We start from the raw sequence: 22,336 nt of genomic DNA, 5'->3' as shown, positions 1-22,336 counted from the left end.
GGTCACGGGGCGGTGAGCAGCTCCCCGTCGATGACGGTGACCGCGTGGCCGGTCAGCAGGGTGCGGTCGCCGGCCAGGCTCACCCGTACCAGCCCCTTGCGGGCGCCGCCCTGGAGGCCGGTGAGTTCGGTGCGGCCCAGGCGCTCGGCCCAGAACGGGGCGAGCGCGGTGTGGGCGCTGCCGGTGACCGGGTCCTCGTCGATCCCGAAGGCCGGGAAGAAGCCGCGGGAGACGAAGTCGTACCCGAGAGAGGGATCCTCGGCGGCCGCGGTGACGATCACCCCGCGCTTGGCGAAGGCGCGCAGGGCGGCGTGGTCCGGCTCCAGTTCGCGGACGGTCTTCTCGTCGGCGAGCTCGATCAGCAGGTCCCCGATGTGGGCGGCGGTGTCGTGCACGGAGAGGATCGGGGCGCCCCCGAGGGCGTGGCCCACCGCGGTCGGAGCCTGGGCCGGGGTGAGCGAGGACGTCGGGAAGTCCAGGGTGATCGTCCCGTCCCCGGCGGTCTCGGCCGTGAGGATGCCGCAGCGTGCGGTGAAGCGGATCCGGCCCGTGGCGAGGCCTGCTGCCGCCAGTACGTGCGCCGTGGCGAGCGTGGCGTGGCCGCACATGTCGACCTCGGCCGCCGGGGTGAACCAGCGCAGAGCCCAGTCGGCGTCCCCGCCGGGCGGCAGGGGGTGGGCGAAGGCGGTCTCGGAGAGGTTCACCTCGGACGCGACCTGCTGGAGCCAGGAGTCCGGTGGGAACCCGGTGTCGAGGAGCAGGACCCCGGCGGGGTTCCCGTGAAAGGGGCGGTCGGTGAAGGCGTCGACGATTCGGATGCGCATCCCCCGACGGTAGGGCCGTTTCTTGAGCACCGACAAAGGCCAATCGGGGGTGACTGGCCTTGTTCGAAGCTGTTCGCTCAGAAAGTTTCCGATATATCGTTGACGCATCGCGATGGATCACCGATAGTAGAGACATCGGACAACCGATACGACACCACGAAGTGACGAGAGGAGCGCAGTCATGCGTTCACACGGACAGCACGACCACGGACATGAGCACGGACGGGGCCACGGCCACTGCGGGCCCGATCGTCGGGAGGGTTTCAAGGGGCGGCGCGCCGCTTTCGGCCCGTTCGGACCGCCCTTCGGCGGAGGCCCCTTCGGTGGGCGCGGCGGCCGCGGGGGACCGCGGGGCCGGGCCCGGCGGGGTGACGTGCGCGCCTCGATCCTGGCGCTGCTCGCCGACCGGCCGATGCACGGCTACGAGATGATCCAGGAGATCGGCGAGCGCAGCGGCGGGGCCTGGAAGCCCAGCCCGGGCTCGGTCTACCCGACCCTGCAGCTGCTTGAGGACGAGGGGCTCATCACCAGCGAGAGCGAGGGCGGTAAGAAGCTGTTCACCCTCACCGATGCCGGTCGCTCCGAGGCCGAGTCGGGACCGGACGCCCCTTGGGCGGATGCCGGGCGCGGCTTCGACTTCGAGGCGATGAGCGAGATCCGGACGGCCGGCTTCGGTCTGATGGAGGCCTTCGGCCAGGTCTGGAAGACCGGCACCCCCGAGCAGCGGGACAAGGCCGTCGCGGTCATCAACGACGCCCGCAAGAAGCTCTACCTGATCCTGGCCGACGAGCACTGACGGCAGGACCCGGCACGGAAGATCGAAACGGCGCGCCCCGCGAGACTCTCGCGGGGCGCGCCGTCGTGTGCCGGGGCGTCGGGGCGTCGGGGCCTCGGGGCCTCGGGGCGTCGGGGTGGCGGGGGTTGTGCGGGTCAGGCGACCAGGCCGGCCAGCTTGCGCAGCGACTCGTTCAGGGCGGCCGTGGCCGAGTCCTTGAGCTTGCCCGCCATCAGCGAGACGGCGGCCCCGGTGAACTCGCCGTCGATGCGGACGGTGGTGGCCGTACCGTCCGGGGTCAGGGTGTACCGGGTCAGGACGGCCACGCCCATCGGGCCCTTGCCGGTGATGGCGAAGAGGCGCTCGTCCTCCAGCTCCGAGACGGTCCAGACGACCTCGGCGGGGAAGCCCATCATCTTCATGTTCTCGGCGAAGGTCGAGCCGACCGCGAGGGTCTGCGGTCCGCCCTTCGGGAAATTGGTGTGGGTCATGCTCCACTGGCCGTACGCGTCCCAGTCCGTCAGCTGGGACCAGAGCTTCGCGGCGGACGCCTCGATGCGTGATTCCGCGGTGACTTCGGCCATGCGACCACCCCTTCTCGTCGGGTACGTGCGGCGGAACGTAGCCCCGGCGGGCGGAACATTCAATACTGACGACCTGTCAGATATGACGGGGCCGACGATCTATGGTGTCGGTCGTGTCTCAACAGGTGTCACGCCCGTGACGGTGCTGACCGGCCCTGCCATGATGGCCCGATGCAAGCGTCAGGGAAGAACGCCGGACTGGGCCTCGCCCTCGTCTCGGCGGTTGCGTTCGGTGGTTCCGGAGTGGCGGCGAAGCCGCTGATCGAGGCGGGTCTGGACCCCCTCCACATGGTCTGGCTCAGGGTGGCCGGGGCGGCGCTCGTGCTGTCTCCGCTGGCCTGGCGCCACCGTGACCTCGTACTGCGCAAACCGGCGCTGATCGCGGGCTTCGGGCTGATCGCCGTCGCCGGTGTGCAGGCCTTCTACTTCGCCTCCCTGTCCCGGATCCCGGTGGGCGTGGCCCTGCTGCTGGAGTACCTGGGCCCGGCGCTGCTGCTCGGCTGGATCCGCTTCGTGCAGCGCAAGCCCGTGACCCGGGGCGCCGCCGCCGGCGCGGCCGTGGCGGTCGTGGGCCTGGCCTGCGTGGTCGAGATCTGGGCCGGCCTGCGGCTGGACCTGCTCGGCGTGCTGTTCGGTCTGTGTGCGGCCTGCTGTCAGGCCTTCTACTTCGTCTTCGCCGACCAGGGGGCCGACGGGGACGACGCACCCGACCCGCTCGGGGTGATCGCGTACGGCATGGTCGTCGGCGCTCTCTTGATGACGGTGATCGCCCGGCCGTGGGAGATCGACTGGCAGGTCCTCGGCGGCCAGGCACCCGTGGGCGGGACGATGGTGCCCGCACCGGTGCTGCTCGGCTGGGTGGTGCTGGTCGCGACCGTCTTCGCCTACCTGACCGGCGTGGTCTCGGTGCGCAGGCTCTCGCCGCAGGTCGCGGGCGTGGTGGCCTTCCTGGAGGCGGTCGTGGCCACCGTGCTGGCCTGGATCCTGCTCGGCGAGCAGCTCTCGACCTGGCAGATCGTCGGCGGCGGTCTGGTGTTGGGCGGCGCCTTCATCGCGCAGTCCTCCAGGCCTGCCCCTGCGGCTCCGGCCCCGCCGGCCGTGGCCGACCCGGCCGTGCTGGACCGCGAGACCACGACGGCATAGGGTGCTGACCATGCCTTCGACCGTGCTTCCGCCTCCCACCGCCTAGCGCGGGCGGCACTTCCTCGAACGAGACCCCTGCCCGGGGAGTTCCCGGGCGGGTGCGCGCTGCCCGCGAAGCGATGACCTGCTTCTTTCATCCTTCACGCATGCGCGGAGACACACGTGTCGAACCATTCGCCCGCTGCCGGGCGCAGTCTGCTGTACCTCGTCATCGCCGGAGCCGCCTGGGGCACTGCCGGGGCGGCCGCCTCACTCCTCTTCCTCGCCAGTGACCTCGGTCCGCTCGCCCTGTCGTTCTGGCGGTGCGCGGGCGGGCTCGTGGTGCTGCTCGGGGTGCTGGCCGTACGCCGGCTCCGGTCCGGTGCCCGCCCCGGCCTCGCGCGGACGAGGCCGTCGGCCGGCTCGCTGATCGTGACCGGGCTGCTGTTCACCCTCTTCCAGGCCGCGTACTTCGCCGCCGTGCGCGAGACCGGCCTCGCGGTCGGCACCGTGGTCACCCTCGGCGCCGGGCCCGTGCTGATCGCGCTCGGGGCGCGGTACTGGATGGGCGAGCGGCTCGGCCGGGGCGGCGTGGCCGCCGTCGCGGGGGCGCTGGCCGGGCTGGCCGTGCTGGTGCTGGGCAGCGGGGGCGGTGAGGTGCGCCCGCTCGGCGTCCTCTGGGCGCTGCTGTCGGCCGCCGGATACGCGGCCATGACCCTGCGGGCGCGGTCGCTCGGGCGGCGCGGAGCAGGCGGAGATCCCCTCGTCACCACCACCTGGTCGGTCGCGGTGGGCGCGGTGTGCCTGCTGCCGCTCGCCGCCGTGGAGGGGCTGCTGCCGCACACCGCCGAACTCGGGCGGGTGCTGTGGCTGCTGCTGTACGTCGCGACCGTGCCGACGGCGCTGGCGTACGCGCTCTACTTCACCGGGGCCGCCGCCGTGCGGGCCGCCACCGTGTCCGTGATCATGCTGATCGAACCGGTGAGCGCCGCCGTGATCGCCGTCCTGCTGCTCGGTGAGCGGCTGACCGGCGCCGTCGTCCTGGGCACCGTACTGCTGCTCACGGCGGTGGGCGCGCTCATCGCGGCAGAGCGGCGGCGCCCCGCGGACGGTACCGCGGACGAGCCGACGGACGGGCCGACGGACGAGCCGACGGACGAGCCGGCGGACCGGTCCGGGGTGAGGTCCGTTCCCGGGCCCGTCCTGTCGGGTCAGAGCGCCGCGAGGTAGTCCGGGGTGGCGATCCCGGGGGCCAGGTCGGCCGCCGGGATCGGCGCCCCGTACGCCGGGGCGACCGGGACCACGCCCGCCCAGTAGGGCAGGCCCAGGTCCTCGGCGTCGTCGTTCGGTCCGCCCGTACGGAGCTTCGCGGACACCTCGGTCAGGTCCAGGCGGACCACCGCGGTGGCGGCGAGCTCCTTGGCGCTGGCCGGCCGGGAGTCGGCCGAGCGGCCCGGGACCACGTGGTCGACGAGGGCGTCCAGGGCCATCCGGCACTCCTCCTCGTCCGTGACCTGGTAGGCGGTGCCGTGCACGACCACCGAGCGGTAGTTGAGCGAGTGGTGGAAGGCCGAGCGGGCCAGCACCAGGCCGTCCACGTGGGTCACGGTCACGCATACCGGCAGGCCCGGGTCGGCCTTGCCCGCCGCGAGCAGCGGGCGGGAGCCGGTGGAGCCGTGGATGTAGAGCGCCTCGCCGACCCGGCCGAAGAGCGTGGGCAGGACCACCGGCGCACCGTCGCGGACGAAGCCGAGGTGGCAGATGTAGGCCTGGTCGAGTATCGAGTGCACCGTCTCGCGGTCGTAGCGGGCCCGGTCGCGGGAGCGGGTCGGCACCGTACGGTCCGTGGGCTCGTACGCGGTCGCGGTCGCGGTGGTCGGCTCGGACGTGACGGGCGAGGCGGTCATGATGCGGACTCCGTTGTACTAGTGCATAATGTTCTTTGTGCTAGGAGACTACCGGATCACAGGGCGCCGCGCATCGGATATCGCGGCAAGCGTCGAAGCGGGCGTGGGGGAGGGCGCGCTCGCGCCCGGAGCGCTGCTGCCGCCGATGCGCGAGCTGGCCGCGGAGCTGGGGGTGAACCCCAACACCGTGGCGGCCGCGTACCGGACGCTGCGCGAGCGAGGGGTCATCGAGACCGACGGGCGGCGCGGCAGCCGGGTCCGGCCCCGTCCGTCGAGCGCACCCCGGGACGCCCTGCGGATGGCGGTGCCGGCGGGCGTACGGGACCTCACGGAGGGCAATCCGGACGTGTCGCTGCTCCCCGCGCTGGACGGGGCGCTGGCGGCGGCGGCCCGGCGGTACGCGCAGGCGCCGACGCTCTACGGGCAGGACCCGGTCGCGCCCGAGCTGGCGCGGCTGGCCCGAGCCGACCTCGACGCGGACGGCGTGCCGGCCGGGCCGCTGGCGGTGACTTCGGGCGCCCTGGACGGGATCGAACGGGTGCTGGCCGCCCACCTGCGGCCGGGGGACGCGGTCGCGGTCGAGGACCCGGGCTGGGGGAGCGTGCTGGACCTGGTGTCGGCGCTCGGCCTGCGGGTGCTGCCGGTGGCGGTGGACGACGAGGGGCCGCGCGCGGACGCGGTGGAGCGGGCCCTGGAGGCCGGGGCGCGGGCGCTCGTGGTGACCTCGCGGGCGCAGAACCCCACCGGGGCCGCGGTGAGCGGGGCGCGGGCCGGGGAGCTGCGGGAGCTGCTGGCGCGCCACCCCGGGGTGCTGGTGATCGACGACGACCACGGGCACGGCATCGTGGATCTGCCGCTGCATCCGCTGGGCGGGATCACCCGGCACTGGGCGCTGGTGCGGTCCACGGCGAAGGCGTACGGGCCGGACCTGCGGCTGGCGGTGCTGACCGGCGACGCGGTGACGCTGGACCGGGTGCGGGGCCGGCAGCGGCTGGGCCCGGGATGGGTGAGCCGGCTGCTGCAGTACGCGGTGGTCGAGCTGTGGACCTCGGGCGCGGTGGACCGGGCCGCGGTGGCCCGCTCGTACGGGGAACGGCGGGACGCGCTGGTCGGTGCGCTGCGGGAGCGGGGCGTGGCGGCGCACGGGCGGAGCGGGATGAACGTGTGGGTGCCAGTGGCCGACGAGACGGATGTGGTTACGAGGCTGCTGGCGGCGGGCTGGGCGGTGACCGCCGGGGCCCGGTTCCGCGTCGAGGCGGGACCGGGCGTGCGGCTGACGGTGTCACAGCTGTCGCTGCCGGAGGTGCCGGGCCTGTCCGACGCCGTGGCCGCGGCGGTCCGGCCGGGGGCGACGGGGGTCCGGTACGTCTGACCGCGGTTCCGGGCCGGTCCCTTGCCGAGGCGGGTCAGGCGAGTTCGAGCAGCCCGCCGAGGATGAGGACGCATCCGCACAGGGCGACCACCGCGCCCAGGAGACGGTGGAGGCGGGCTGACATCCGGCGCTCCACCGGGCCGAGGTCGCCCCGGGCGTGCATGCGCAGTTCGGCGTTGCTGTCGCCCCAGCGCTCCAGCGAGGCGGCCGAACCCCTTACGTTGAAGGCGATCCAGCCGCCGGGGACGGCGGCGGCCAGGCCGAGTGCCAGCAGGCCGAAAGCGGTGCTCATGTGGTTCCCCCGGGACGAGCGGCGATCGCCGGACGTGAGCAGGCGTCAGGCGGGCTTGGGCGGGGCGGGGCGGGACTGGGTGAGGGCGGCGCCCGCCAGGACGATGGCGGCGCCGACCGGCGTGTTCCAGTGGAGCTGTTCGCCGAGGACCAGGACGCCCGCCGTGGTGGCGATGACCGGGATGAAGTACGTGACCATCTGGGCGGTGGTCGGGCCGACCTCCGAGACCAGGCCGTACTGCATCTGGAGGGCCATGCCCGTGCCGAGGGCGCCCAGGGCGATCACCGACAGGGTCGGCCAGAGCGGGAACGAGGCCGGAGCCGAGGTGAACAGGGCGCTGACCAGCCCGAGCTGGAGCGTGGAGACCATGAGCTGGCCGCCGGTCAGGGCGACCGGGGAGCCCGGGGTCCCGGCCAGCGTGCGGCGGACGTAGATCCAGCCGATGGGGTAGCAGAGCGAGGCCAGCAGGGCGAAGGCGGTGCCCTTCGCGTCGACCCCGGAGAAGCCCTGCCAGGCGCCGAGGACGGTGAGGACGCCGAGGAAGCCCAGGCCCAGCCCCGCGAAGCGGCGGCGCGTCGGGCGGTCCTCGGACAGGGCGACCAGGGACAGCGCCATCCCCCACAGCGGGGAGGTGGCGTTGCAGATGCCGGCCAGGCTGGAGGGGATGCTCAGCTCCGCGTACGCGAAGAGCGAGAACGGGGCGGTGTTGAGCAGGAGGGCCGCCACGCTCAGGTGGCCCCAGGGGCGCAGCCCGCGCGGCAGCGGCTCGCGGCGGACGAGGAGCACGGCCAGGAGGGCGAGCGCGCCGAACAGGACCCGGCCCATGGCCACCTGGAAGGGCGCGTACGCCTCCGTGCCCACCTTGATCAGCAGGAAGCTGAAGCCCCAGATGACCGAGAGGATCGCGAAGCGGATGCGCCAGTCCAGGAGCACGCCCCGCCGGGTGGTCGTGGTGGAGGACGGTGACGGGGCCGCGAGGGTCGGCCGGGGGGCTGCGGGTGCGCTCATGACCCTTACTGTGCTCGGAGCAACTACGTAGGACAAGCGAGACTTTCTCGGAGTGACGACGTAGCATCGCTTACATGTTGAACCTGGAGCGCCTGCGCACCCTCGACGCCCTCGCCCGCCACGGCTCGGTCAGCGGCGCGGCCGACGGGCTCCACGTCACCACCTCCGCCGTGTCCCAGCAGATGGCCAAGCTGGAGCGCGAGGTCGGCCAGCCCCTGCTGGCCAAGAACGGGCGCGGGGTCCGGCTCACCGACGCCGGGCGGCTGCTCGCGGACCACGCGGCCCGGATCATCTCCCAAGTGGAGCTCGCCCAGGCCGATGTGGAGGCCCAGCGGGGCTGCGCCGTCGGAGAACTGCGCATCGGGGCCTTCCCGACGGCGATGCGCGGAATCCTGCCGCAGGCGCTGTCCGCCCTGCGCGACGGCCATCCGGACCTGCGGGCGCTCGTACGCGAGCAGGAGCCCGAGGAAAGCATGGCCGCCGTGGTGCGCGGGGACCTCGACCTGGCGCTGGCCATCGACTGGCACAACAAGCGCATGCCCGTGCCCGCCGAACTCACCCGGACGCACCTGCTGGACGACTCCGTCGACATCGCGGTCCCGGTCGCCCACCGGCTGGCCGACCGGACCGAGATCTCCCTCTCCGAGTTCGCCGACGACGACTGGATCTCCTGGAACGAGGGACAGTTCTGCCACGAGTGGCTGGTCTTCACGCTCCGCGGTACGGGAATCGAGCCGCGCATCGCCCACATCGCCGAGGAGCACCACACCCAGCTGGCCTTCGTGGAGGCCGGGCTCGGGGTGTGCGTGGCGCCGAAGCTGGGCCGCGGCCCGGTGCCGCCCGGGGTCCGGCTGCTGCCGGTCTGCGACACCGTACGCCGCCACGTGTACGTCGTCTGGCGTGCGGACGCCGACCGCCGGCCCTCCATCCGGGCCGCCGTCGACGCCCTGCGGCAGGCCGCCTCGGCGCTCTGAGCCCGGCTCTAGAGCTTGCGGAAGTCCCAGGAGACGACCGACTCCGGGGTCAGGCGGATCCAGGCGTGCCGCCCGTCGTGCGGCATCTGCTCGATGCCGAAGTTCTTGACCGGGAAGATCCGCTCGGCCTCGGCCAGCTCCGGGCACGGTTCGCCGGTGCGCGGGGCTTCGCCCACGAAGACGGCGCTGCCGGACAGCTCCACCCCGCGCAGCTCGTCGTAGGACTCGCCGGAGTCCACGACCACCGAGATCCGCGGATCCCCGCGCAGGTCGGACCAGCGTCGGCTGCGCGTGATCGAGTACAGCCACAGCGAGGTGCCGTCCCAGGCGAACCACAGGGCGCCCACGTGCGGGCGCCCGTCGGGGGAGACCGTGGCCACCCGGCAGGTGCGCTGCTCGCGCAGGAAGGCGTCCACCTCCTCGTCGCTCATCATGATGCGGCGGCCCCGCCGCTGGGTCCTGTCCACGCGTGTCTCGTCCATCCGTCCCGCGCCCCTTCACATCTGACTGTGTGTCAGGAATCATGCGGGGTCGATGGCCGTCACGCCAGGGGGAGCCATGCCGGATCTCGACAACGCCACCACGGCGCTGCTCACCGTCGAATGCCAGAACGGCGTCGTCGGCGAGGAGAGCGCCCTGCCCGAGCTCGCGAAGGAAGCCCGGGACTCCGGGATGCTCGGGCGGGTGGCCGCGCTCGCCGACGCCGCGCGGGGGGCCGGGGTGCAGGTGCTGCACGCGGTCGCGGAGCGGCGGCCGGACGGCCGCGGGGCGAACACCAACGCGCGGCTGTTCCGCGCCGCCGGGAAGCTGCCCGTGCGCCAGCTCTCCGGAAGCCGGGCGGTGGAGGTCGCGGCGCCCATCGTCGTGGCCGAGCAGGACCTGGTGGTCCGCCGGTTGCACGGGCTCTCCCCGATGGCCGGCACCGACCTGGACGCCCTGCTGCGCAACCTCGGCATCCGCACGCTCGTCGTCACCGGGGTGTCCTCCAACATCGCCATCCCGAACACCGTCTTCGACGCCGTGAACCTCGGCTACCAGGTCGTGGTCCCGGCCGACGCCATCGCCGGGGTGCCCGCCTCCTGCACCGCCGAGGTGATCCGCAACTCCCTCTCGCTGGTGGCGGCCATCACCACGGCCGAAGCGCTGCTCAAGCAGTGGGCTCCCGCGTCCTGACCGCCGTAACCTGGGCGGATGCTGTCCGAAGTGATCGCGACCCGTTACGTCACGCCCCTGCGTGAGGGCGGCTCGCTCCCGGGGATCGTCGAGGCCGACGACCTCGGTACCTACGTCATGAAATTCACCGGAGCCGGCCAGGGCCGCAAGACCCTGGTCGCCGAAGTCATCTGCGGGCGCCTCGCCCAGCGGCTGGGCCTGCGGGTCCCGCGGCTGGTGCAGATGCAGCTCGACCCCGTCATCGGGCTCGGCGAGCCCGACCAGGAGGTCCAGGAACTGCTCAAGGCGAGCGGCGGGCTCAACCTCGGCATGGACTACCTGCCCGGGTCGATCGGCTTCGACCCGCTCGCCTACCAGGTCGACCCGGCCGAGGCGGGGCGCGTGGTCTGGTTCGACGCCCTGATCAACAACGTCGACCGGTCCTGGCGCAACCCCAACATGCTCGTCTGGCACGGGGACGTGTGGCTCATCGACCACGGCGCCACCATGATCTGGCACCACAACTGGCCCACCGCCGAGGCCGCCGCCGCCAAGCCGTACAACGCCTCCGACCACGTACTGGCCCCCGTCGGGCCGGACATCGCGGCCGCCGCCGCGGCGCTCGCACCGCTCGTCACCGAGGAACTGCTCACCGAGGTCACGGCCGACGTCCCGGACGAGTGGCTGGTCGACGAGCCGGGCTTCGACTCCACCGACGCGCTGCGCCGCGCCTATGTGGAGGCACTGCTGCCGCGCGCGGCCACGATCCACGAGAGGATCTCGATGGAGGCGGAGGTGAAGCCCCGGTCGGGTCCGCCCGGCTGGCTCGCCGACCGCCTCGACCCCCGCCCCCGGAAGAACAAGAGCGACAACGAGTGACCAAGCGGGACGTGTTCGAGTACGCGCTGGTGCGTGTGGTGCCCCGGATGGAGCGCGGCGAGTGTTTCAACGCCGGCGTGATCGTCTACTGCCGGGCGCGTTCGTACGTGGCGGCGCGCACCCATCTCGACGAGACGAAGCTGATGGTGCTGGATCCCGGGGCCGACGTGGCCGGGGTACGGGCCGCGCTGCACGGCGTGGAGGGCGTGTGTACGGGCGGCGAGTCCGCCGGTCAGGCGGCGGGTGACGACGCGGGGCGGCGGTTCCGGTGGCTGATCGCGCCGCGCAGCACGGTGGTGCAGCCGGGGCCGGTGCACACCGGCCTGACGGCCGATCCCGCCGCCGAGGTGGAGCGGCTGCTGGATCTGCTGGTCCGCTGACCGGGGTCCCGTCGGCGTTCGGGCGCCGACGGGGCCGGATCCGTCCCCGTTGACACGGAGTGTCATGGCTCCTAGCGTCTCCTCAGCTGAAGCTACTAAGCGGTTGCTCACCTCTGGGCGGCCGCCTCTCAAGGGCGAGGAGATCCAGCATGTCCACCACCGAGCAGCGCGTAGCGATCGTGACCGGGGCGGCCCGGGGCATCGGCGCGGCCACTGCCGTACGCCTGGCCGCCGAGGGCCGGGCCGTCGCCGTACTCGACCTCGACGAGGCGGCCTGCAAGGACACCGTGGAGGCGATCACGGCGGCCGGCGGCAAGGCCCTGGCGGTCGGCTGCGACGTCTCCGACGGCGCGCAGGTGGAAGCGGCCGTCGCGCGCGTCGCGAGCGAGCTCGGCGCCCCGACCATCCTGGTCAACAACGCGGGCGTGCTGCGCGACAACCTGCTCTTCAAGATGACCGAGACCGACTGGGACACGGTCATGAACGTCCACCTGCGCGGTGCCTTCCTGATGTCGAAGGCCTGTCAGAAGTACATGGTGGAGGCCAAGTTCGGCCGCATCGTGAACCTCTCCAGCAGCTCGGCGCTCGGCAACCGCGGCCAGGTCAACTACTCCGCCGCCAAGGCCGGTCTGCAGGGCTTCACCAAGACCCTGGCCATCGAGCTCGGCAAGTTCGGCGTCACCGCCAATGCCGTCGCCCCCGGCTTCATCGTCACCGAGATGACCGCCCAGACGGCCGCCCGCGTCGGCATGGGTTTCGAGGATTTCCAGGCGGCCGCCGCCACCCAGATCCCCGTCCAGCGCGTCGGGCGCCCGGACGACATCGCGAACGCGATCGCCTTCTTCACGGGCGAGGCCGCGGGCTTCGTCTCCGGCCAGGTCATGTACGTGGCCGGCGGCCCGCTCAACTGACGAGTCCACGAGAGGCAGGGCGTACGGCCATGACGGACAGCACGGACGAAAAGAACAACACGGAACGCGGCATCGACAGCGGCAAGGTCGCGCTGATCACCGGGGCGAGCCGGGGCATCGGCTACGGCATCGCCGAGGCGCTGATCGCGCGGGGCGACCGGCTCTGCATCACCGGACGCAACGAGGACGCCCTCAAGGAGGCCGTCGAGCGGCTCGGCGCCGACCGGGTGATCGGGGTGGCCGGGAAAGCGCACGACGAGGCCCACCAGGCCGTCGCCGTCGAGCGCACCATGGAGGCCTTCGGTCGCGTGGACTTCCTGGTGAACAACGCCGGCACCAATCCGGTCTTCGGCCCGATCGCGGACCTGGACCTCGGAGTCGCGCGCAAGGTCTTCGAGACCAATGTGATCTCGGCGCTCGGCTTCGCCCAGCAGACCTGGCACGCCTGGCAGAAGGACAACGGCGGGGCGATCGTGAACATCGCCTCCATCGCCGGCGTCTCCGCGTCGCCCTTCATCGGCGCCTACGGCATGAGCAAGGCCGCCATGATCAACCTCACGCTCCAGCTCGCCCACGAGATGGCGCCCGGGGTCCGGGTCAACGCGATCGCGCCCGCGGTGGTCAAGACGAAGTTCGCGCAGGCGCTCTACGAGGGCCGGGAACAGGAGGCCTCGGCCGCCTATCCGCTCGGCCGGCTCGGGGTCCCGGAGGACATCGGAGGGGCCACCGCATTTCTTACATCTGCACAAGCGGAATGGATCACGGGGCAAACTCTCGTCGTCGACGGGGGAATGTTCCTCAATGCCGGTGTGCACTGACCGATAGTCGGACGGATTTGCCTCCGATAAGGAGGTAAATGCATACCGAATGGGCACGGAACCGGTCATGTGCCCCACGAAACCAACCCATTGGATTTGTGGGGCACTGCGGTAGGGTCTGCCGCACCCCTGGCTGATCGAGGAGCGTGCACGTGTTCAACCGGACCAGATGCCTGCAGATCACTGCGGCCCTTGCGTCCATATCCCTGCTCGCCGGTTGCGGCCTGCTCTCGGATGAGGGCGCCGACGACGCGAAGAGGATCGTCGTCGGTACGACGAGCGCACCGAGCACCCTCGATCCCGCCGCGGCATGGGACGGCTCCTGGGAGCTGTACCGGAACGTCTACCAGACTCTGCTGGCCTTCCCCACGGGCGCCACCAAGCCCCAGCCGGACGCCGCCCAGAGCTGCGAGTTCACGGACGCCGCGAACGAGTCGTACCGGTGCACCCTGCGCAAGGGCCTGAAGTTCTCCAACGGGGAGCCGCTCGACGCCAAGGCGGTCAAGCACTCCCTGGACCGGATCCGGACCATCGGCTCCAAGGTCGGCCCCAAGGACCTCTTCGGCAGCCTCGACAAGATCGAGACCCCGGACGCCCTGACCGTCGTCTTCCACCTGAACACCCCGGACGCCACCTTCCCCCTCGTCCTCGGCTCGCCCGCCGCCTCGCTGGTCGCGCCCAAGGAGTACCCGGCCGACAAGGTCCGCGAGGACGGCAAGGTCACCGGTTCCGGCCCGTACGTGCTCGACTCGTACAAGGAGGGCTCCGAGGCCGTCCTCGGCAACAACGAGAGCTACGCGGGCTTCGCCAACCGCCGCAACAAGGGCGTGACCATCCGCTACTTCGCGGACTCCACGAAGATGCTCGCCTCGCTCAAGGCCAAGGAGATCGACGCCACCTACCGAGGCCTGTCGGCCGCCGAGATCAGGGACCTGCAGACCCCCGATTCGCACGCGGCGGGCGTCCAGGTCGTCGAGAACGTCGGCGCCGAGATCCGCTACCTGGTCTTCAACCCGAAGGACCCGGTGGTCGCCAAGCTCCCGGTCCGCCAGGCCATCGCCCAGATCGTCGACCGCGGGGTGCTCGTCTCCAAGGTCTACCAGGGCACCGCCGAGCCGCTGTACTCGATGGTTCCCAAGGGGGTCGTCGGCCACAAGACGCCGTTCTACGACAAGTACGGCCACTCGGACGTCGCCAAGGCCAAGAAGATCCTCAGGGACGCCGGTATCAACCAGCCGGTCGAGCTGACCCTCTGGTACACCACGGACCGGTACGGCTCCTCCACCGCCGACGAGTTCACCGAGCTCAAGCGCCAGCTGGACGAGAGCCTGCTCTTCAAGATCACGCTGCGCAGCCAGCCCTGGAAGGCCTTCCAGGAGGGCTACAAGGGCCAGGAGTACCCGGTCTTCGGCCGCGGCTGGTTCCCCGACTTCCCGGACCCGGACAACTTCATCGCGCCGTTCGTCGGCAAGGAGAACGCGGTCGGTACCCCGTACGAGCCCGCCGAGATCCTGACCGACCTGCTGCCGAAGACCCGTCGGGAGGGCGACCGCTCGGCCGGTGTCCACGAGTTCGAGCGGGCGCAGCAGATCTTCGCCGAGGACGTCCGGCTGCTGCCCCTGTGGCAGGGCAAGCTGTACGTCGCCTCGCGCGACGACATCGCGGGCGCCGAGCGGGCGCTGGACCCGCAGACCGTCATGCAGATGTGGGAGTTCTACCGCAAGACCAGCTGGTAACCGCTTCACGAAGCGGGCGGCTGAGGCGTTGTCAGTGGCCCCCGGTAGGTTCTGGGCAGTTGAACCGAACTTGTACCGGAGGTTGTCGCCGTGACCCAGATGCTGCCCGAGTCCTGGCTCCCCGTCCTCGGCGGGGAGCTGGACCAGCCCTACTTCAAGGAACTCACGGAGTTCGTCGAGAAGGAGCGGGCGAACGGGCCGGTCTACCCGCCCCGCGAGCAGGTCTTCGCGGCCCTGGAGGCCACCCCCTTCGACCAGGTGAAGGTGCTGGTCCTCGGCCAGGACCCGTACCACGGCGCCGGGCAGGGCCACGGCCTGTGCTTCTCGGTCCAGCCCGGGGTCAAGACCCCGCCCTCGCTCCGCAACATCTACAAGGAGATGAAGGAGGAGCTGGGCCTGCCCGTCCCGGACAACGGGTACCTGATGCCGTGGGCCCGCCAGGGCGTCCTGCTGCTCAACGCGGTACTCACCGTGCGTGAGGCCGAGCCCAACTCGCACAAGGGCAAGGGCTGGGAGAAGTTCACCGACGCGGTGATCCGCTCCGTGTCCGAGCGCCCTGACCCGGCCGTCTTCGTGCTGTGGGGCGCCTACGCCCAGAAGAAGATCCCGCTGATCGACGAGGAGCGGCACGTGATCGTCAAGGGCGCCCACCCCTCCCCGCTGTCGGCCAAGAAGTTCTTCGGCTCCCGGCCCTTCACGCAGATCAACGAGGCCATCGCCGCCCAGGGCCATGAGCCGATCGACTGGCGGATCCCGGACCTCGGCTGACGGCCCACCGCGCCTCGGCGCCAATGCCGGTGCCTCCGGTTAGCTTCTTGACGATCAGACCGGAGCAGGTCTGGCGCAGAGCGAGCCGGAGGCCGCGGTGACGGAGCAGCAGCAGGAGGCGTCGGAGGACGCCGTCATGACCAGGATCGGCCAGGCGGTCATCCTGCTGCACGCCGGGGACCGCGAGGAGGCCCGCAACCGGCTCGGCGCGATCTGGTCCGAGATCGGCGAGGAGGGCGACGCCCTGCACCGGTGCACGCTCGCCCACTACATGGCCGACGCCCAGGACGAGCCCGCCGACGAACTGGCCTGGGACCTCAGGGCCCTCGGCGCGGCCGAGGAGCTCCGGGACGGGCCGCCGGCACACCGGGAGCCCCATCAGGCGATGCGTGTGTTCTACCCGTCCCTGCACCTCAGCCTGGCCGCCGACTACGTGAAGCTCCAGCGGCCGGAGGCGGCCCGGGTCCACCTGGCGCGGGCCCGCGCCGCCACGGGCGCGCTGCCCGACGACGGGTACGGCAACGGCGTACGGGCCGCCATCGCCCGGCTGGAGCGGCGGCTCGCGGCGGAACCGGGCGGGGGTCCCCGGCCGTTCCCGGAACAGTCTCCCTGATCCGGCCGGCCCGGGAGCGGATCAGTCCCCGTGGAGGCCCGCGCAGATGCGGGCCTCGGGGCTGTCCGGGCGCCACCGCCCGTGCCGGCGGCCCAGCGCGCACACGTCGGCGGCCCGCACCGGCAGTTCCCGCACCAGCTCACGCTCCACCGCGGCGCCGGGCCGCGGGCCGTGCGGGCGGCCGCCTTCCTGACGGCCTGCTACGGGCTCGGCGGGCCTGCGCGGCTCCGGGATGTCCGGCACCGGCGGCGCGGCCTCCAGCGGCCCGTCGGAGGCACCCTGGGCGGTGCGCCCGGCGGACCGCCCGGCGGGGGCGGGGCCCGCGGGCCGCGCCGGTTGCTCCGCGGCCGCCTCCAACGCCTCCAGGGCAGGTGCCTGGACGATCACCGGGGCGGTTTCCGGCCCGCCGCGCGGTTCGTGGTGCGGCGGCAGCCCCGCGGAGGGAGCCGCCGCCCCCGGCTGCCCGGGGGCGGGGCTCACGTTCACGCAGCCGGAGACGGCCGAGACAGCACAGGCGACTCCGAGCAGCAGTTTCGTCGTGGTTCGGGTTGGGTGCACTCGCGCAACTCTGCTCCGCGAGGACCACGTTGCGAAAACCCGCAGCCCATATTCACCCCGCACGGGTGACGGAACACCCGCTAGTCGCCGGTGGCTCCGTCTATCTGCTCGCGCAGCAGATCCGCGTGGCCGTTGTGGCGCGCGTACTCCTCGATCATGTGGGTGTAGACCCAGCGCAGGCTGAACACCTCGCCCCGGTGGTGGCTCTCGGCGTCCGACAGCAGGTCCAGCGACCGGCCCGCGGCGGCCTGGCGCGCCAGCTCGACCTCGGTCTGCCACACCTGCTCCCCCTCGGCCCAGGTGTCCTTCTCGGTGAAGTGGAAGTCCCCGTCCGGGTCCTCGCTGGTGCAGTACAGCTCGGGAAGCTCCTCGCCGAGCATGATCTCCCGGAACCAGTACCGCTCCACCTCGGCCATGTGCCGTACGAGACCCAGCAGGCTCAGTTCCGAGGGCGGGAGCGGGCTGCGGCGCAGCTGCTCGTCCTGGAGCCCCTCGCACTTCCAGGCGAGGGTGGCGCGGTGGTAGTCGAGCCAGCCGTCGAGCATGCCGCGCTCGTCGGCGGTGGTGGAGGGCTCATTGCGATGTGATCCGGAACTGGTGGTCATGGGGGACATCCTCGGCGAACACCGCCCCCGCCACCAGGGATTAAGTCCAGCTCGGCCGCAGGACCTAAGCTGCCGGAGTCCCACACGGAACGAAACAGGAGGCTCTCGGTGAAGGTCGGCTGCATCGGACTCGGCGACATCGCGCAGAAGGCGTACCTGCCCGTCCTCACCACCCGCCCGGGCGTCGAGCTGCACCTGCAGACCCGCACCCCCGCCACGCTGGAACGGGTCGGCGCGGCCCACCACATCCCGGCCGGGCGCCTGCACACCGATCTCGACGCCCTGCTCGCCGAAGGACTCGACGCGGCGTTCGTGCACGCTTCGACCGCCGCCCATCCCGAGATCGTCGGGCGGCTGCTGGAGGCCGGCGTGCCGACGTACGTGGACAAGCCGCTCGCGTACGAGCTCGCGGACTCGGCAAGGCTCGTGCAACTGGCGGAGGAGCGCGGGGTCTCGCTCGCCGTCGGCTTCAACCGCCGCTACGCGCCCGGCTACGCCCAGTGCGCCGACCACCCGCGCGAACTGATCGTCATGCAGAAGAACCGCGTCGGGCTGCCCGAAGACCCGCGCACGCTCGTGCTGGACGACTTCATCCACGTCGTCGACACCCTGCGCTTCCTGCTGCCCGGCGAGGCCGACCACATCGACGTACGGGCCGTGGTGCGGGAGGGACTGATGCACCAGGTGGTGCTCCAGTTGTCCGGCCACGGCTTCATCGCGCTCGGCATCATGAACCGGCTGTCCGGTTCCACCGAGGAGATCCTGGAGGTGTCCGGCCAGGACACCAAGCGGCAGGTCGTCAACCTCGCGGAGGTCATCGACCACAAGGGCCAGCCGACCGTGCGGCGCCGCGGGGACTGGGTGCCGGTCGCCCGCCAGCGCGGCATCGAGCAGGTCGTGGACGCCTTCCTGGTGGCCGTCGAGACGGGCAGGACGCTCAGCGCGCGGGACGCGCTGCTCACCCACGAGCTGTGCGAGCGCGTGGTGAGCTCGGCTCTGGCACAGGCCTCCTGAGCGCTCGGGCGCCCTCCACCGCGCAGAAGGCCGCCAGCGAGGCGAGGGCCGCGGCCACCGCCCAGTCCCCGAAGCGGACGTAGAGGGTGGCGCCCCGGGCGAGCGGGACCTCGTACACCTGCGCCGTGCTCGCGGAGGTGGGCAGGGCGGGGCCGATCCGCTCCCCGGAGGGGCCGTGCACCACGCTGACGCCGGTGAGGGTGGCGTGCACCACCGGGCGGCCGGTCTCGGCCGCCCGCAGCGCGGCCAGTGAGGCGTGCTGGGCCGGGGCCCAGCTGCCCTGGAAGCTGGAGGTCGCCGACTGGGCGACGAGGAGGCCGGCCCCCTCGCGCGCCAGGTGCCGGCTCATGTCGGGGAAGGCCGACTCGAAGCAGACCAGCGGGCCGACGCGGACGCCGGGCCGGCCGTCCGGCCGCCCGGGCAGGTTCATCACCACCGGTGTGTCACCCGCCACCCGGTCCTCGCCGGCCGCCTTGCCGACCGAGGTGGCCCAGCCGAGCAGGGCCCGGGCCGGTATGTACTCGCCGAACGGGACCAGCCGCATCTTGTCGTACCGGTCGCCGGTGGGGCCTCCGGGGCCTATGAGTACCGCGCTCTTGCGGATCCCGGGGCTGTCGGCCCCCCGTGCGTCCACATTGACCAGCAGCGGAGCCCCGACCTGCGCGGACAGCGAAGCCAGCCGTCCGGCCAGGTCCGGGCGGGCCGCCAGGTCCCCGCCGACGCTGCTCTCGCCCCACACCACCAGGTCGATCGGCCGCCCGGACAGGTCCCGGGTGAGCCGTTCCCCGGCGGCGAACCGCCGTTCCGCGCTGTCCGGGCCGTCCGCCACCACGCCCGGCTGCACGACGGCCACGCGCAGCCCGCCCGACACCTCGGGGCGCGGCGCCCACAGCCACGCCACTCCCGTCAGCACCGCGCACCCCGCCACCCCGGCCACCGCCGGGACCCGCGCCCCGGGCACCGCGACGAGCAGCACCACCGCACAGTTCACCGCCACCACGAGCAGGCTCACCAGCCACACCCCGCCCGCCGAGGCCAGCCGCAGCGCGGGCGGTACCTGCCACTGGCTCGCCCCCAGCAGCCCCCACGGCCCGCCCAGCCCCTGCCAGGACCGCACCAGCTCCGACAGCAACCACCCGGCCGGTACGAGGACCAGCGCGGCGCCCGTACGTCCCGCCGACGGGACCCCGCCGAGCAACTCCCGCACCAGCAGGGCCCAGGGGATCCAGAGCAGGCCCAGCAGGGCGGCCACCGGCACCAGGAACACGTGCAGGCTGGGCAGCAGCCAGTGATGGACGGCGACGATGAAGGCCGCACCGCCGAGCCAGCCCTCCAGCACGGCCCGCCGCCCCGTGGGAGCCGACCGCAGCAGCAGCATCCAGGGCACGAGGGCGACGTAGGCGAACCACCAGAGCGCGGGCGCGGGGAAGGCGAGGGCGGGCAGTGCCCCGGCGGCGACGGCGGCCGACGCACGCCACCGCGGGGACCAACGGGCACGGATCGGGACCATGGCGCGCCTCCGCTTCCAGTGTGGCAGTCAGGCGGAGATGTGCCGCCACTTCTCGTGCACGGTGACGCGGGTGAGCCGCCAGCCGTCGCGGGTGCGGGCCAGCGCGAAGGAGTAGCGCCCGGCGGCGACGAAGTTGGGCGCCGTCACCGTGCCGTCCGCCGCTTCGCCGTCCGCCGCTTCGCCGTCCGTTCCTTCAAGACGCATCGGATTGAGGAAGTCGGCCCGCACCTCGGCGCTGTCGCCGGGTGAACCGCCCAGGTCCTCCAGCCGGATCAGCCGGTTCACGATCAGGTGCTGACGCACCGGGAACAGCTTCATCGTCTCCGCGAGCCAGTCGGCGACCTCCCCGGCCGGACCCTCGATCCCGCCCGCGGAGCTGTAGTCGGCCCGCCCGGAGGCGGTGAACAGGGCGCGGTACGCCGCCCAGTCGCCGTCGTCGACGGCCACCGCGTACCCCGTGACCACCTCGTCGATCGCCAGCCGGTCCATTACCGTGGCGAGGTCCACACGCTGCGTCATCGGGTCAGTGTGGGGCTGTTGGGTCAGGAGGCCAAGGGCCGTGCGCCGACGGGATCTTCTCCCGGACCCCCAGTGACCGGATTACGCCTCCCGCTGCCGGACCACGACGAGGAACGCGTCGCTGTCCAGATCCATCACCACCTCGGCCGGCACGCCCTCGCGCATCCGCTGCGCGGCGTACTCCTCGGCGGGCCAGCTCCCCCTCGGACTTCCGGCCGGAAAACGCTCCAGAACCACGCGACCCATGGGACACCCCCTGCTTCTGCCTTCAGGTCTCTCCGGGACAACGACGCAAAGGCCGCCCGGGAACGTTCCCGAGCGGCCTCCGGTTCACGCGAAGCGGTGAAGTGGGCGCCTTGCTAGGAGCCGGACTCACCCGCGTGCGGGCTCAGCACGTCCGTCCCGATCAGGATGAACAGGGCGACGCCCAGCACGATCCGGTAGATCACGAAGGGCATGAAGCTCTTGGTGGAAATGAACTTCATGAACCACGCGATGACCACGTAGCCGACGAAGAAGGCGATGACCGTCGCGAAGATGGTCGGCCCCCAGGAGATGTGGCCGGGGCTCTCGACCACGTCCTTGATCTCGAACACGCCCGAGGCCAGCACGGCCGGAATGGCGAGGAGGAAGGAGTAGCGGGCAGCCGCCTCGCGCGTGAAGCCCAGCAGCAGACCGCCGGAGATCGTCGCGCCGGACCGGGACACGCCGGGGATCAGGGCCATCGCCTGGCAGACACCGAAGATCAGGCCGTCCTTGACGCCCAGCTCCTTCAGCGTCTTGCGCTCGCGGACCGCGCGGTGGCGCCCGCCTTCCTCGTCGCGGGCGGCCAGCCGGTCGGCCACGCCCAGCACGACGCCCATCACGATGAGGGTGGTGGCGGTCAGCCGCAGATCGCGGAACGGGCCCTCGATCTGGTCCTTGAACGCGAGGCCGAGGACGCCGATCGGGATCGAGCCGACGATCACCAGCCAGCCCATCTTCGCGTCCTGCTCGGAGCGCAGCGAAGACGTGTACAGCGAGCGGAACCAGGTGGAGACGATCCGCGCGATGTCCTTGCGGAAGTAGATCAGTACGGCGGCCTCGGTGCCGATCTGCGTGATGGCGGTGAAGGCCGCTCCCGGGTCGTGCCAGCCGGCGAACGCCGCGGTCAGCCGCAGGTGGGCGCTGGAGGAGATCGGGAGGAACTCCGTAAGCCCCTGGACGAGACCGAGGATTAGGGATTCGAACCAGCTCATGTCGGGGTGCGCTCGTCCTTGTGATCGTCGGGCAGTTCGGGTCCGATGCTAGGGCCCGTGCGAAGCACCGGTGACCACAGGGGGGTGCTGAGGCGCCAGTTCGTACGTCGACGCGGGGATCCGGGCGGGTGCCAGGCGGTGCCGCTTGCGCCAGGCGACCACTCCGGCGGCCACCACCGAGACCACGATGAAGCCGAACGAGGCGAGGAACGCGGGCGAGCCGGGGGAGGAGGCGCTGGCCCCCGCGATCACGTACGCCGCGGTGTTCGGGACGACCCCGAGCGCCGTGGCGCCGAGGAAGGGCAGCCAGCCGCAGCGGGACACCGCCGCACAGTAGTTGGCCACGACGAAGGGCATCCCGGGGAAGAGCCGCACGGCGAGCATCGAACGGAAGCCGTGCCGACTGAGCTGCCCGTCGGCCGCCTGGAGCCAGCGGCCGCGCACGTACGGACGCAGGGCCTCCTGGCCCATGATCCGCCCCAGCCCGAAGGCGATCGCGGCGCCGAGCACCGTGCCGCCGACCGCCGCGAGGAGGCCGAACTGGGTGCCGAACACCGCTCCCGCGGCCAGGTTGAGCAGGGGGCGCGGGACGAAGGCCGCCGCGCACACGCCGTACCCGGCGGCGAACAGCAGGACCGCCGCGCCTACCGGGAACCCCGGGGGCCACCCCTCCGACAGGATGCGCTGGGGCTCGTACAGCAGCACGCACACGCCGGCCGCCACGAGCAGCACGACGAGCAGTGACAGCCGGGTCCACGGCGCGAGGAGGAGGGACAT

General features: G+C 72.2%; 27 protein-coding genes. 14 read left to right on the top strand and 13 right to left on the bottom strand.

Annotation, left to right across the window (positions count from 1 at the left end):
- Positions 1–2: 2 nt before the first annotated feature.
- A complete protein-coding gene (locus OG429_RS07795; RefSeq protein WP_328924566.1) occupies positions 3–824 on the bottom strand; it encodes a PhzF family phenazine biosynthesis protein in 822 nt (273 codons plus the stop codon).
- A 181-nt stretch (positions 825–1,005) separates the two neighbouring features.
- Here OG429_RS07795 and OG429_RS07790 point away from each other — a divergent pair, with 181 nt between their 5' ends.
- Complete coding sequence (locus OG429_RS07790) at positions 1,006–1,620, top strand: PadR family transcriptional regulator (protein ID WP_328924565.1); 615 nt, start codon at positions 1,006–1,008, stop codon at positions 1,618–1,620.
- Positions 1,621–1,754: 134 nt separating this feature from the next.
- Here OG429_RS07790 and OG429_RS07785 read toward each other — a convergent pair whose 3' ends face one another.
- Entirely contained in the window at positions 1,755–2,183 is a 429-nt protein-coding gene (locus OG429_RS07785) for a type II toxin-antitoxin system Rv0910 family toxin (protein ID WP_328924564.1), read from the bottom strand.
- 171 nt (positions 2,184–2,354) lie between these two features.
- Between OG429_RS07785 and OG429_RS07780 the strand changes: the two genes are divergently transcribed.
- Both OG429_RS07780 and OG429_RS07775 read left to right on the top strand, forming a co-directional pair.
- Positions 2,355–3,326: an EamA family transporter gene (locus tag OG429_RS07780; RefSeq protein WP_328924563.1), complete on the top strand. Its 972-nt coding sequence runs from the start codon at positions 2,355–2,357 to the stop codon at positions 3,324–3,326.
- A gap of 162 nt (positions 3,327–3,488) precedes the next feature.
- Entirely contained in the window at positions 3,489–4,535 is a 1,047-nt protein-coding gene (locus OG429_RS07775; protein ID WP_328924562.1) for a DMT family transporter, read from the top strand.
- On the opposite strand, the gene OG429_RS07770 is transcribed toward OG429_RS07775, so the two are convergent.
- The gene (locus OG429_RS07770; protein WP_328924561.1) at positions 4,517–5,212 is read right to left on the bottom strand and encodes a pyridoxamine 5'-phosphate oxidase family protein; all 696 of its coding nucleotides are present in this window, start codon (positions 5,210–5,212) and stop codon (positions 4,517–4,519) included. The two genes, OG429_RS07775 and OG429_RS07770, sit on opposite strands and share 19 nt — an antisense overlap.
- A gap of 37 nt (positions 5,213–5,249) precedes the next feature.
- Here OG429_RS07770 and OG429_RS07765 point away from each other — a divergent pair, with 37 nt between their 5' ends.
- Positions 5,250–6,584, top strand: a complete 1,335-nt coding sequence (locus OG429_RS07765) for an aminotransferase class I/II-fold pyridoxal phosphate-dependent enzyme (RefSeq protein ID WP_328924560.1) — start codon at positions 5,250–5,252, stop codon at positions 6,582–6,584.
- A 34-nt stretch (positions 6,585–6,618) separates the two neighbouring features.
- On the opposite strand, the gene OG429_RS07760 is transcribed toward OG429_RS07765, so the two are convergent.
- Complete coding sequence (locus OG429_RS07760) at positions 6,619–6,876, bottom strand: hypothetical protein (RefSeq protein WP_328924559.1); 258 nt, start codon at positions 6,874–6,876, stop codon at positions 6,619–6,621.
- A gap of 45 nt (positions 6,877–6,921) precedes the next feature.
- On the bottom strand, positions 6,922–7,884 hold the full coding sequence (locus tag OG429_RS07755; protein ID WP_328924558.1) for a DMT family transporter: 963 nt from the start codon (positions 7,882–7,884) through the stop codon (positions 6,922–6,924).
- A 74-nt stretch (positions 7,885–7,958) separates the two neighbouring features.
- Between OG429_RS07755 and OG429_RS07750 the strand changes: the two genes are divergently transcribed.
- Positions 7,959–8,858 carry a LysR family transcriptional regulator gene (locus OG429_RS07750; RefSeq protein WP_328924557.1) on the top strand — a complete coding sequence of 300 codons (900 nt, stop codon included), beginning with the start codon at positions 7,959–7,961 and terminating at the stop codon, positions 8,856–8,858.
- A gap of 8 nt (positions 8,859–8,866) precedes the next feature.
- Here the strand turns inward: OG429_RS07750 and OG429_RS07745 are convergent, their stop codons facing one another.
- On the bottom strand, positions 8,867–9,325 hold the full coding sequence (locus OG429_RS07745; protein ID WP_328930194.1) for a pyridoxamine 5'-phosphate oxidase family protein: 459 nt from the start codon (positions 9,323–9,325) through the stop codon (positions 8,867–8,869).
- Positions 9,326–9,416: 91 nt separating this feature from the next.
- On the opposite strand from OG429_RS07745, the gene OG429_RS07740 reads away from it, so the two are divergent.
- The 8 genes from OG429_RS07740 to OG429_RS07705 all read left to right on the top strand — a co-directional run bounded on the left by OG429_RS07740 (position 9,417) and on the right by OG429_RS07705 (position 16,115).
- Entirely contained in the window at positions 9,417–10,031 is a 615-nt protein-coding gene (locus tag OG429_RS07740) for a cysteine hydrolase (RefSeq protein ID WP_328924556.1), read from the top strand.
- Positions 10,032–10,049: 18 nt separating this feature from the next.
- Entirely contained in the window at positions 10,050–10,889 is an 840-nt protein-coding gene (locus OG429_RS07735; protein WP_328924555.1) for a HipA family kinase, read from the top strand.
- Positions 10,886–11,269 carry a DUF3037 domain-containing protein gene (locus OG429_RS07730; protein WP_328924554.1) on the top strand — a complete coding sequence of 128 codons (384 nt, stop codon included), beginning with the start codon at positions 10,886–10,888 and terminating at the stop codon, positions 11,267–11,269. Before OG429_RS07735 ends, OG429_RS07730 begins: the two co-directional genes overlap by 4 nt.
- A 149-nt stretch (positions 11,270–11,418) precedes the next feature.
- The gene (gene fabG / locus OG429_RS07725; protein WP_328924553.1) at positions 11,419–12,180 is read left to right on the top strand and encodes a 3-oxoacyl-ACP reductase FabG; all 762 of its coding nucleotides are present in this window, start codon (positions 11,419–11,421) and stop codon (positions 12,178–12,180) included.
- Positions 12,181–12,209: 29 nt separating this feature from the next.
- Positions 12,210–12,998, top strand: a complete 789-nt coding sequence (locus OG429_RS07720) for an SDR family oxidoreductase (protein WP_328924552.1) — start codon at positions 12,210–12,212, stop codon at positions 12,996–12,998.
- Between the two features lie 152 nt (positions 12,999–13,150).
- Positions 13,151–14,734 carry an ABC transporter substrate-binding protein gene (locus tag OG429_RS07715; RefSeq protein WP_328924551.1) on the top strand — a complete coding sequence of 528 codons (1,584 nt, stop codon included), beginning with the start codon at positions 13,151–13,153 and terminating at the stop codon, positions 14,732–14,734.
- A 99-nt stretch (positions 14,735–14,833) separates the two neighbouring features.
- Entirely contained in the window at positions 14,834–15,502 is a 669-nt protein-coding gene (locus OG429_RS07710; protein ID WP_328930193.1) for a uracil-DNA glycosylase, read from the top strand.
- 136 nt (positions 15,503–15,638) lie between these two features.
- Positions 15,639–16,115 (top strand): hypothetical protein, encoded by a 477-nt coding sequence (locus tag OG429_RS07705; RefSeq protein ID WP_328930192.1) that lies wholly within the window; start codon positions 15,639–15,641, stop codon positions 16,113–16,115.
- Between the two features lie 21 nt (positions 16,116–16,136).
- On the opposite strand, the gene OG429_RS07700 is transcribed toward OG429_RS07705, so the two are convergent.
- Both OG429_RS07700 and OG429_RS07695 read right to left on the bottom strand, forming a co-directional pair.
- Complete coding sequence (locus OG429_RS07700; RefSeq protein ID WP_328924550.1) at positions 16,137–16,673, bottom strand: hypothetical protein; 537 nt, start codon at positions 16,671–16,673, stop codon at positions 16,137–16,139.
- 80 nt (positions 16,674–16,753) lie between these two features.
- Positions 16,754–17,278, bottom strand: coding sequence for a DinB family protein (locus tag OG429_RS07695; RefSeq protein ID WP_328924549.1), 525 nt, complete (start codon positions 17,276–17,278; stop codon positions 16,754–16,756).
- Between the two features lie 108 nt (positions 17,279–17,386).
- Between OG429_RS07695 and OG429_RS07690 the strand changes: the two genes are divergently transcribed.
- Positions 17,387–18,292, top strand: a complete 906-nt coding sequence (locus tag OG429_RS07690; protein ID WP_328924548.1) for a Gfo/Idh/MocA family protein — start codon at positions 17,387–17,389, stop codon at positions 18,290–18,292.
- On the opposite strand, the gene lnt is transcribed toward OG429_RS07690, so the two are convergent.
- The 5 genes from lnt to OG429_RS07665 form a co-directional block, all read right to left on the bottom strand.
- A complete protein-coding gene (gene lnt, locus OG429_RS07685) occupies positions 18,237–19,802 on the bottom strand; it encodes an apolipoprotein N-acyltransferase (RefSeq protein ID WP_328924547.1) in 1,566 nt (521 codons plus the stop codon). The genes OG429_RS07690 and lnt overlap by 56 nt on opposite strands.
- Before the next feature lie 27 nt (positions 19,803–19,829).
- Positions 19,830–20,321 (bottom strand): nuclear transport factor 2 family protein, encoded by a 492-nt coding sequence (locus tag OG429_RS07680; protein WP_328924546.1) that lies wholly within the window; start codon positions 20,319–20,321, stop codon positions 19,830–19,832.
- An 81-nt stretch (positions 20,322–20,402) separates the two neighbouring features.
- The gene (locus OG429_RS07675; RefSeq protein WP_328924545.1) at positions 20,403–20,567 is read right to left on the bottom strand and encodes a hypothetical protein; all 165 of its coding nucleotides are present in this window, start codon (positions 20,565–20,567) and stop codon (positions 20,403–20,405) included.
- Between the two features lie 113 nt (positions 20,568–20,680).
- Positions 20,681–21,559, bottom strand: coding sequence for an undecaprenyl-diphosphate phosphatase (locus OG429_RS07670; RefSeq protein WP_328924544.1), 879 nt, complete (start codon positions 21,557–21,559; stop codon positions 20,681–20,683).
- A 48-nt stretch (positions 21,560–21,607) separates the two neighbouring features.
- Entirely contained in the window at positions 21,608–22,336 is a 729-nt protein-coding gene (locus OG429_RS07665) for a TVP38/TMEM64 family protein (protein ID WP_328924543.1), read from the bottom strand.

This window comes from Streptomyces sp. NBC_00190 (genome assembly GCF_036203305.1).
In the GTDB taxonomy this organism is placed as follows: domain Bacteria; phylum Actinomycetota; class Actinomycetes; order Streptomycetales; family Streptomycetaceae; genus Streptomyces.
Note: the sequence above shows the minus strand (reverse complement) of the source record. Positions and strands in the feature narration are given on the sequence as shown.

What these genes read in the sequence shown, in the direction of transcription:
- OG429_RS07795 (WP_328924566.1), bottom strand. Translation starts at nt 824, where the DNA reads ATGCGCATCCGAATCGTCGACGCCTTCACCGACCGCCCCTTTCACGGG.
- OG429_RS07790 (WP_328924565.1), top strand. Translation starts at nt 1,006, where the DNA reads ATGCGTTCACACGGACAGCACGACCACGGACATGAGCACGGACGGGGC.
- OG429_RS07785 (WP_328924564.1), bottom strand. Translation starts at nt 2,183, where the DNA reads ATGGCCGAAGTCACCGCGGAATCACGCATCGAGGCGTCCGCCGCGAAG.
- OG429_RS07780 (WP_328924563.1), top strand. Translation starts at nt 2,355, where the DNA reads ATGCAAGCGTCAGGGAAGAACGCCGGACTGGGCCTCGCCCTCGTCTCG.
- OG429_RS07770 (WP_328924561.1), bottom strand. Translation starts at nt 5,212, where the DNA reads ATGACCGCCTCGCCCGTCACGTCCGAGCCGACCACCGCGACCGCGACC.
- OG429_RS07760 (WP_328924559.1), bottom strand. Translation starts at nt 6,876, where the DNA reads ATGAGCACCGCTTTCGGCCTGCTGGCACTCGGCCTGGCCGCCGCCGTC.
- OG429_RS07755 (WP_328924558.1), bottom strand. Translation starts at nt 7,884, where the DNA reads ATGAGCGCACCCGCAGCCCCCCGGCCGACCCTCGCGGCCCCGTCACCG.
- OG429_RS07750 (WP_328924557.1), top strand. Translation starts at nt 7,959, where the DNA reads ATGTTGAACCTGGAGCGCCTGCGCACCCTCGACGCCCTCGCCCGCCAC.
- OG429_RS07740 (WP_328924556.1), top strand. Translation starts at nt 9,417, where the DNA reads ATGCCGGATCTCGACAACGCCACCACGGCGCTGCTCACCGTCGAATGC.
- OG429_RS07735 (WP_328924555.1), top strand. Translation starts at nt 10,050, where the DNA reads ATGCTGTCCGAAGTGATCGCGACCCGTTACGTCACGCCCCTGCGTGAG.
- fabG (WP_328924553.1), top strand. Translation starts at nt 11,419, where the DNA reads ATGTCCACCACCGAGCAGCGCGTAGCGATCGTGACCGGGGCGGCCCGG.
- OG429_RS07720 (WP_328924552.1), top strand. Translation starts at nt 12,210, where the DNA reads ATGACGGACAGCACGGACGAAAAGAACAACACGGAACGCGGCATCGAC.
- OG429_RS07710 (WP_328930193.1), top strand. Translation starts at nt 14,834, where the DNA reads ATGCTGCCCGAGTCCTGGCTCCCCGTCCTCGGCGGGGAGCTGGACCAG.
- OG429_RS07705 (WP_328930192.1), top strand. Translation starts at nt 15,639, where the DNA reads ATGACCAGGATCGGCCAGGCGGTCATCCTGCTGCACGCCGGGGACCGC.
- OG429_RS07695 (WP_328924549.1), bottom strand. Translation starts at nt 17,278, where the DNA reads ATGACCACCAGTTCCGGATCACATCGCAATGAGCCCTCCACCACCGCC.
- lnt (WP_328924547.1), bottom strand. Translation starts at nt 19,802, where the DNA reads ATGGTCCCGATCCGTGCCCGTTGGTCCCCGCGGTGGCGTGCGTCGGCC.
- OG429_RS07680 (WP_328924546.1), bottom strand. Translation starts at nt 20,321, where the DNA reads ATGACGCAGCGTGTGGACCTCGCCACGGTAATGGACCGGCTGGCGATC.
- OG429_RS07675 (WP_328924545.1), bottom strand. Translation starts at nt 20,567, where the DNA reads ATGGGTCGCGTGGTTCTGGAGCGTTTTCCGGCCGGAAGTCCGAGGGGG.
- OG429_RS07670 (WP_328924544.1), bottom strand. Translation starts at nt 21,559, where the DNA reads ATGAGCTGGTTCGAATCCCTAATCCTCGGTCTCGTCCAGGGGCTTACG.
- OG429_RS07665 (WP_328924543.1), bottom strand. Translation starts at nt 22,336, where the DNA reads ATGTCCCTCCTCCTCGCGCCGTGGACCCGGCTGTCACTGCTCGTCGTG.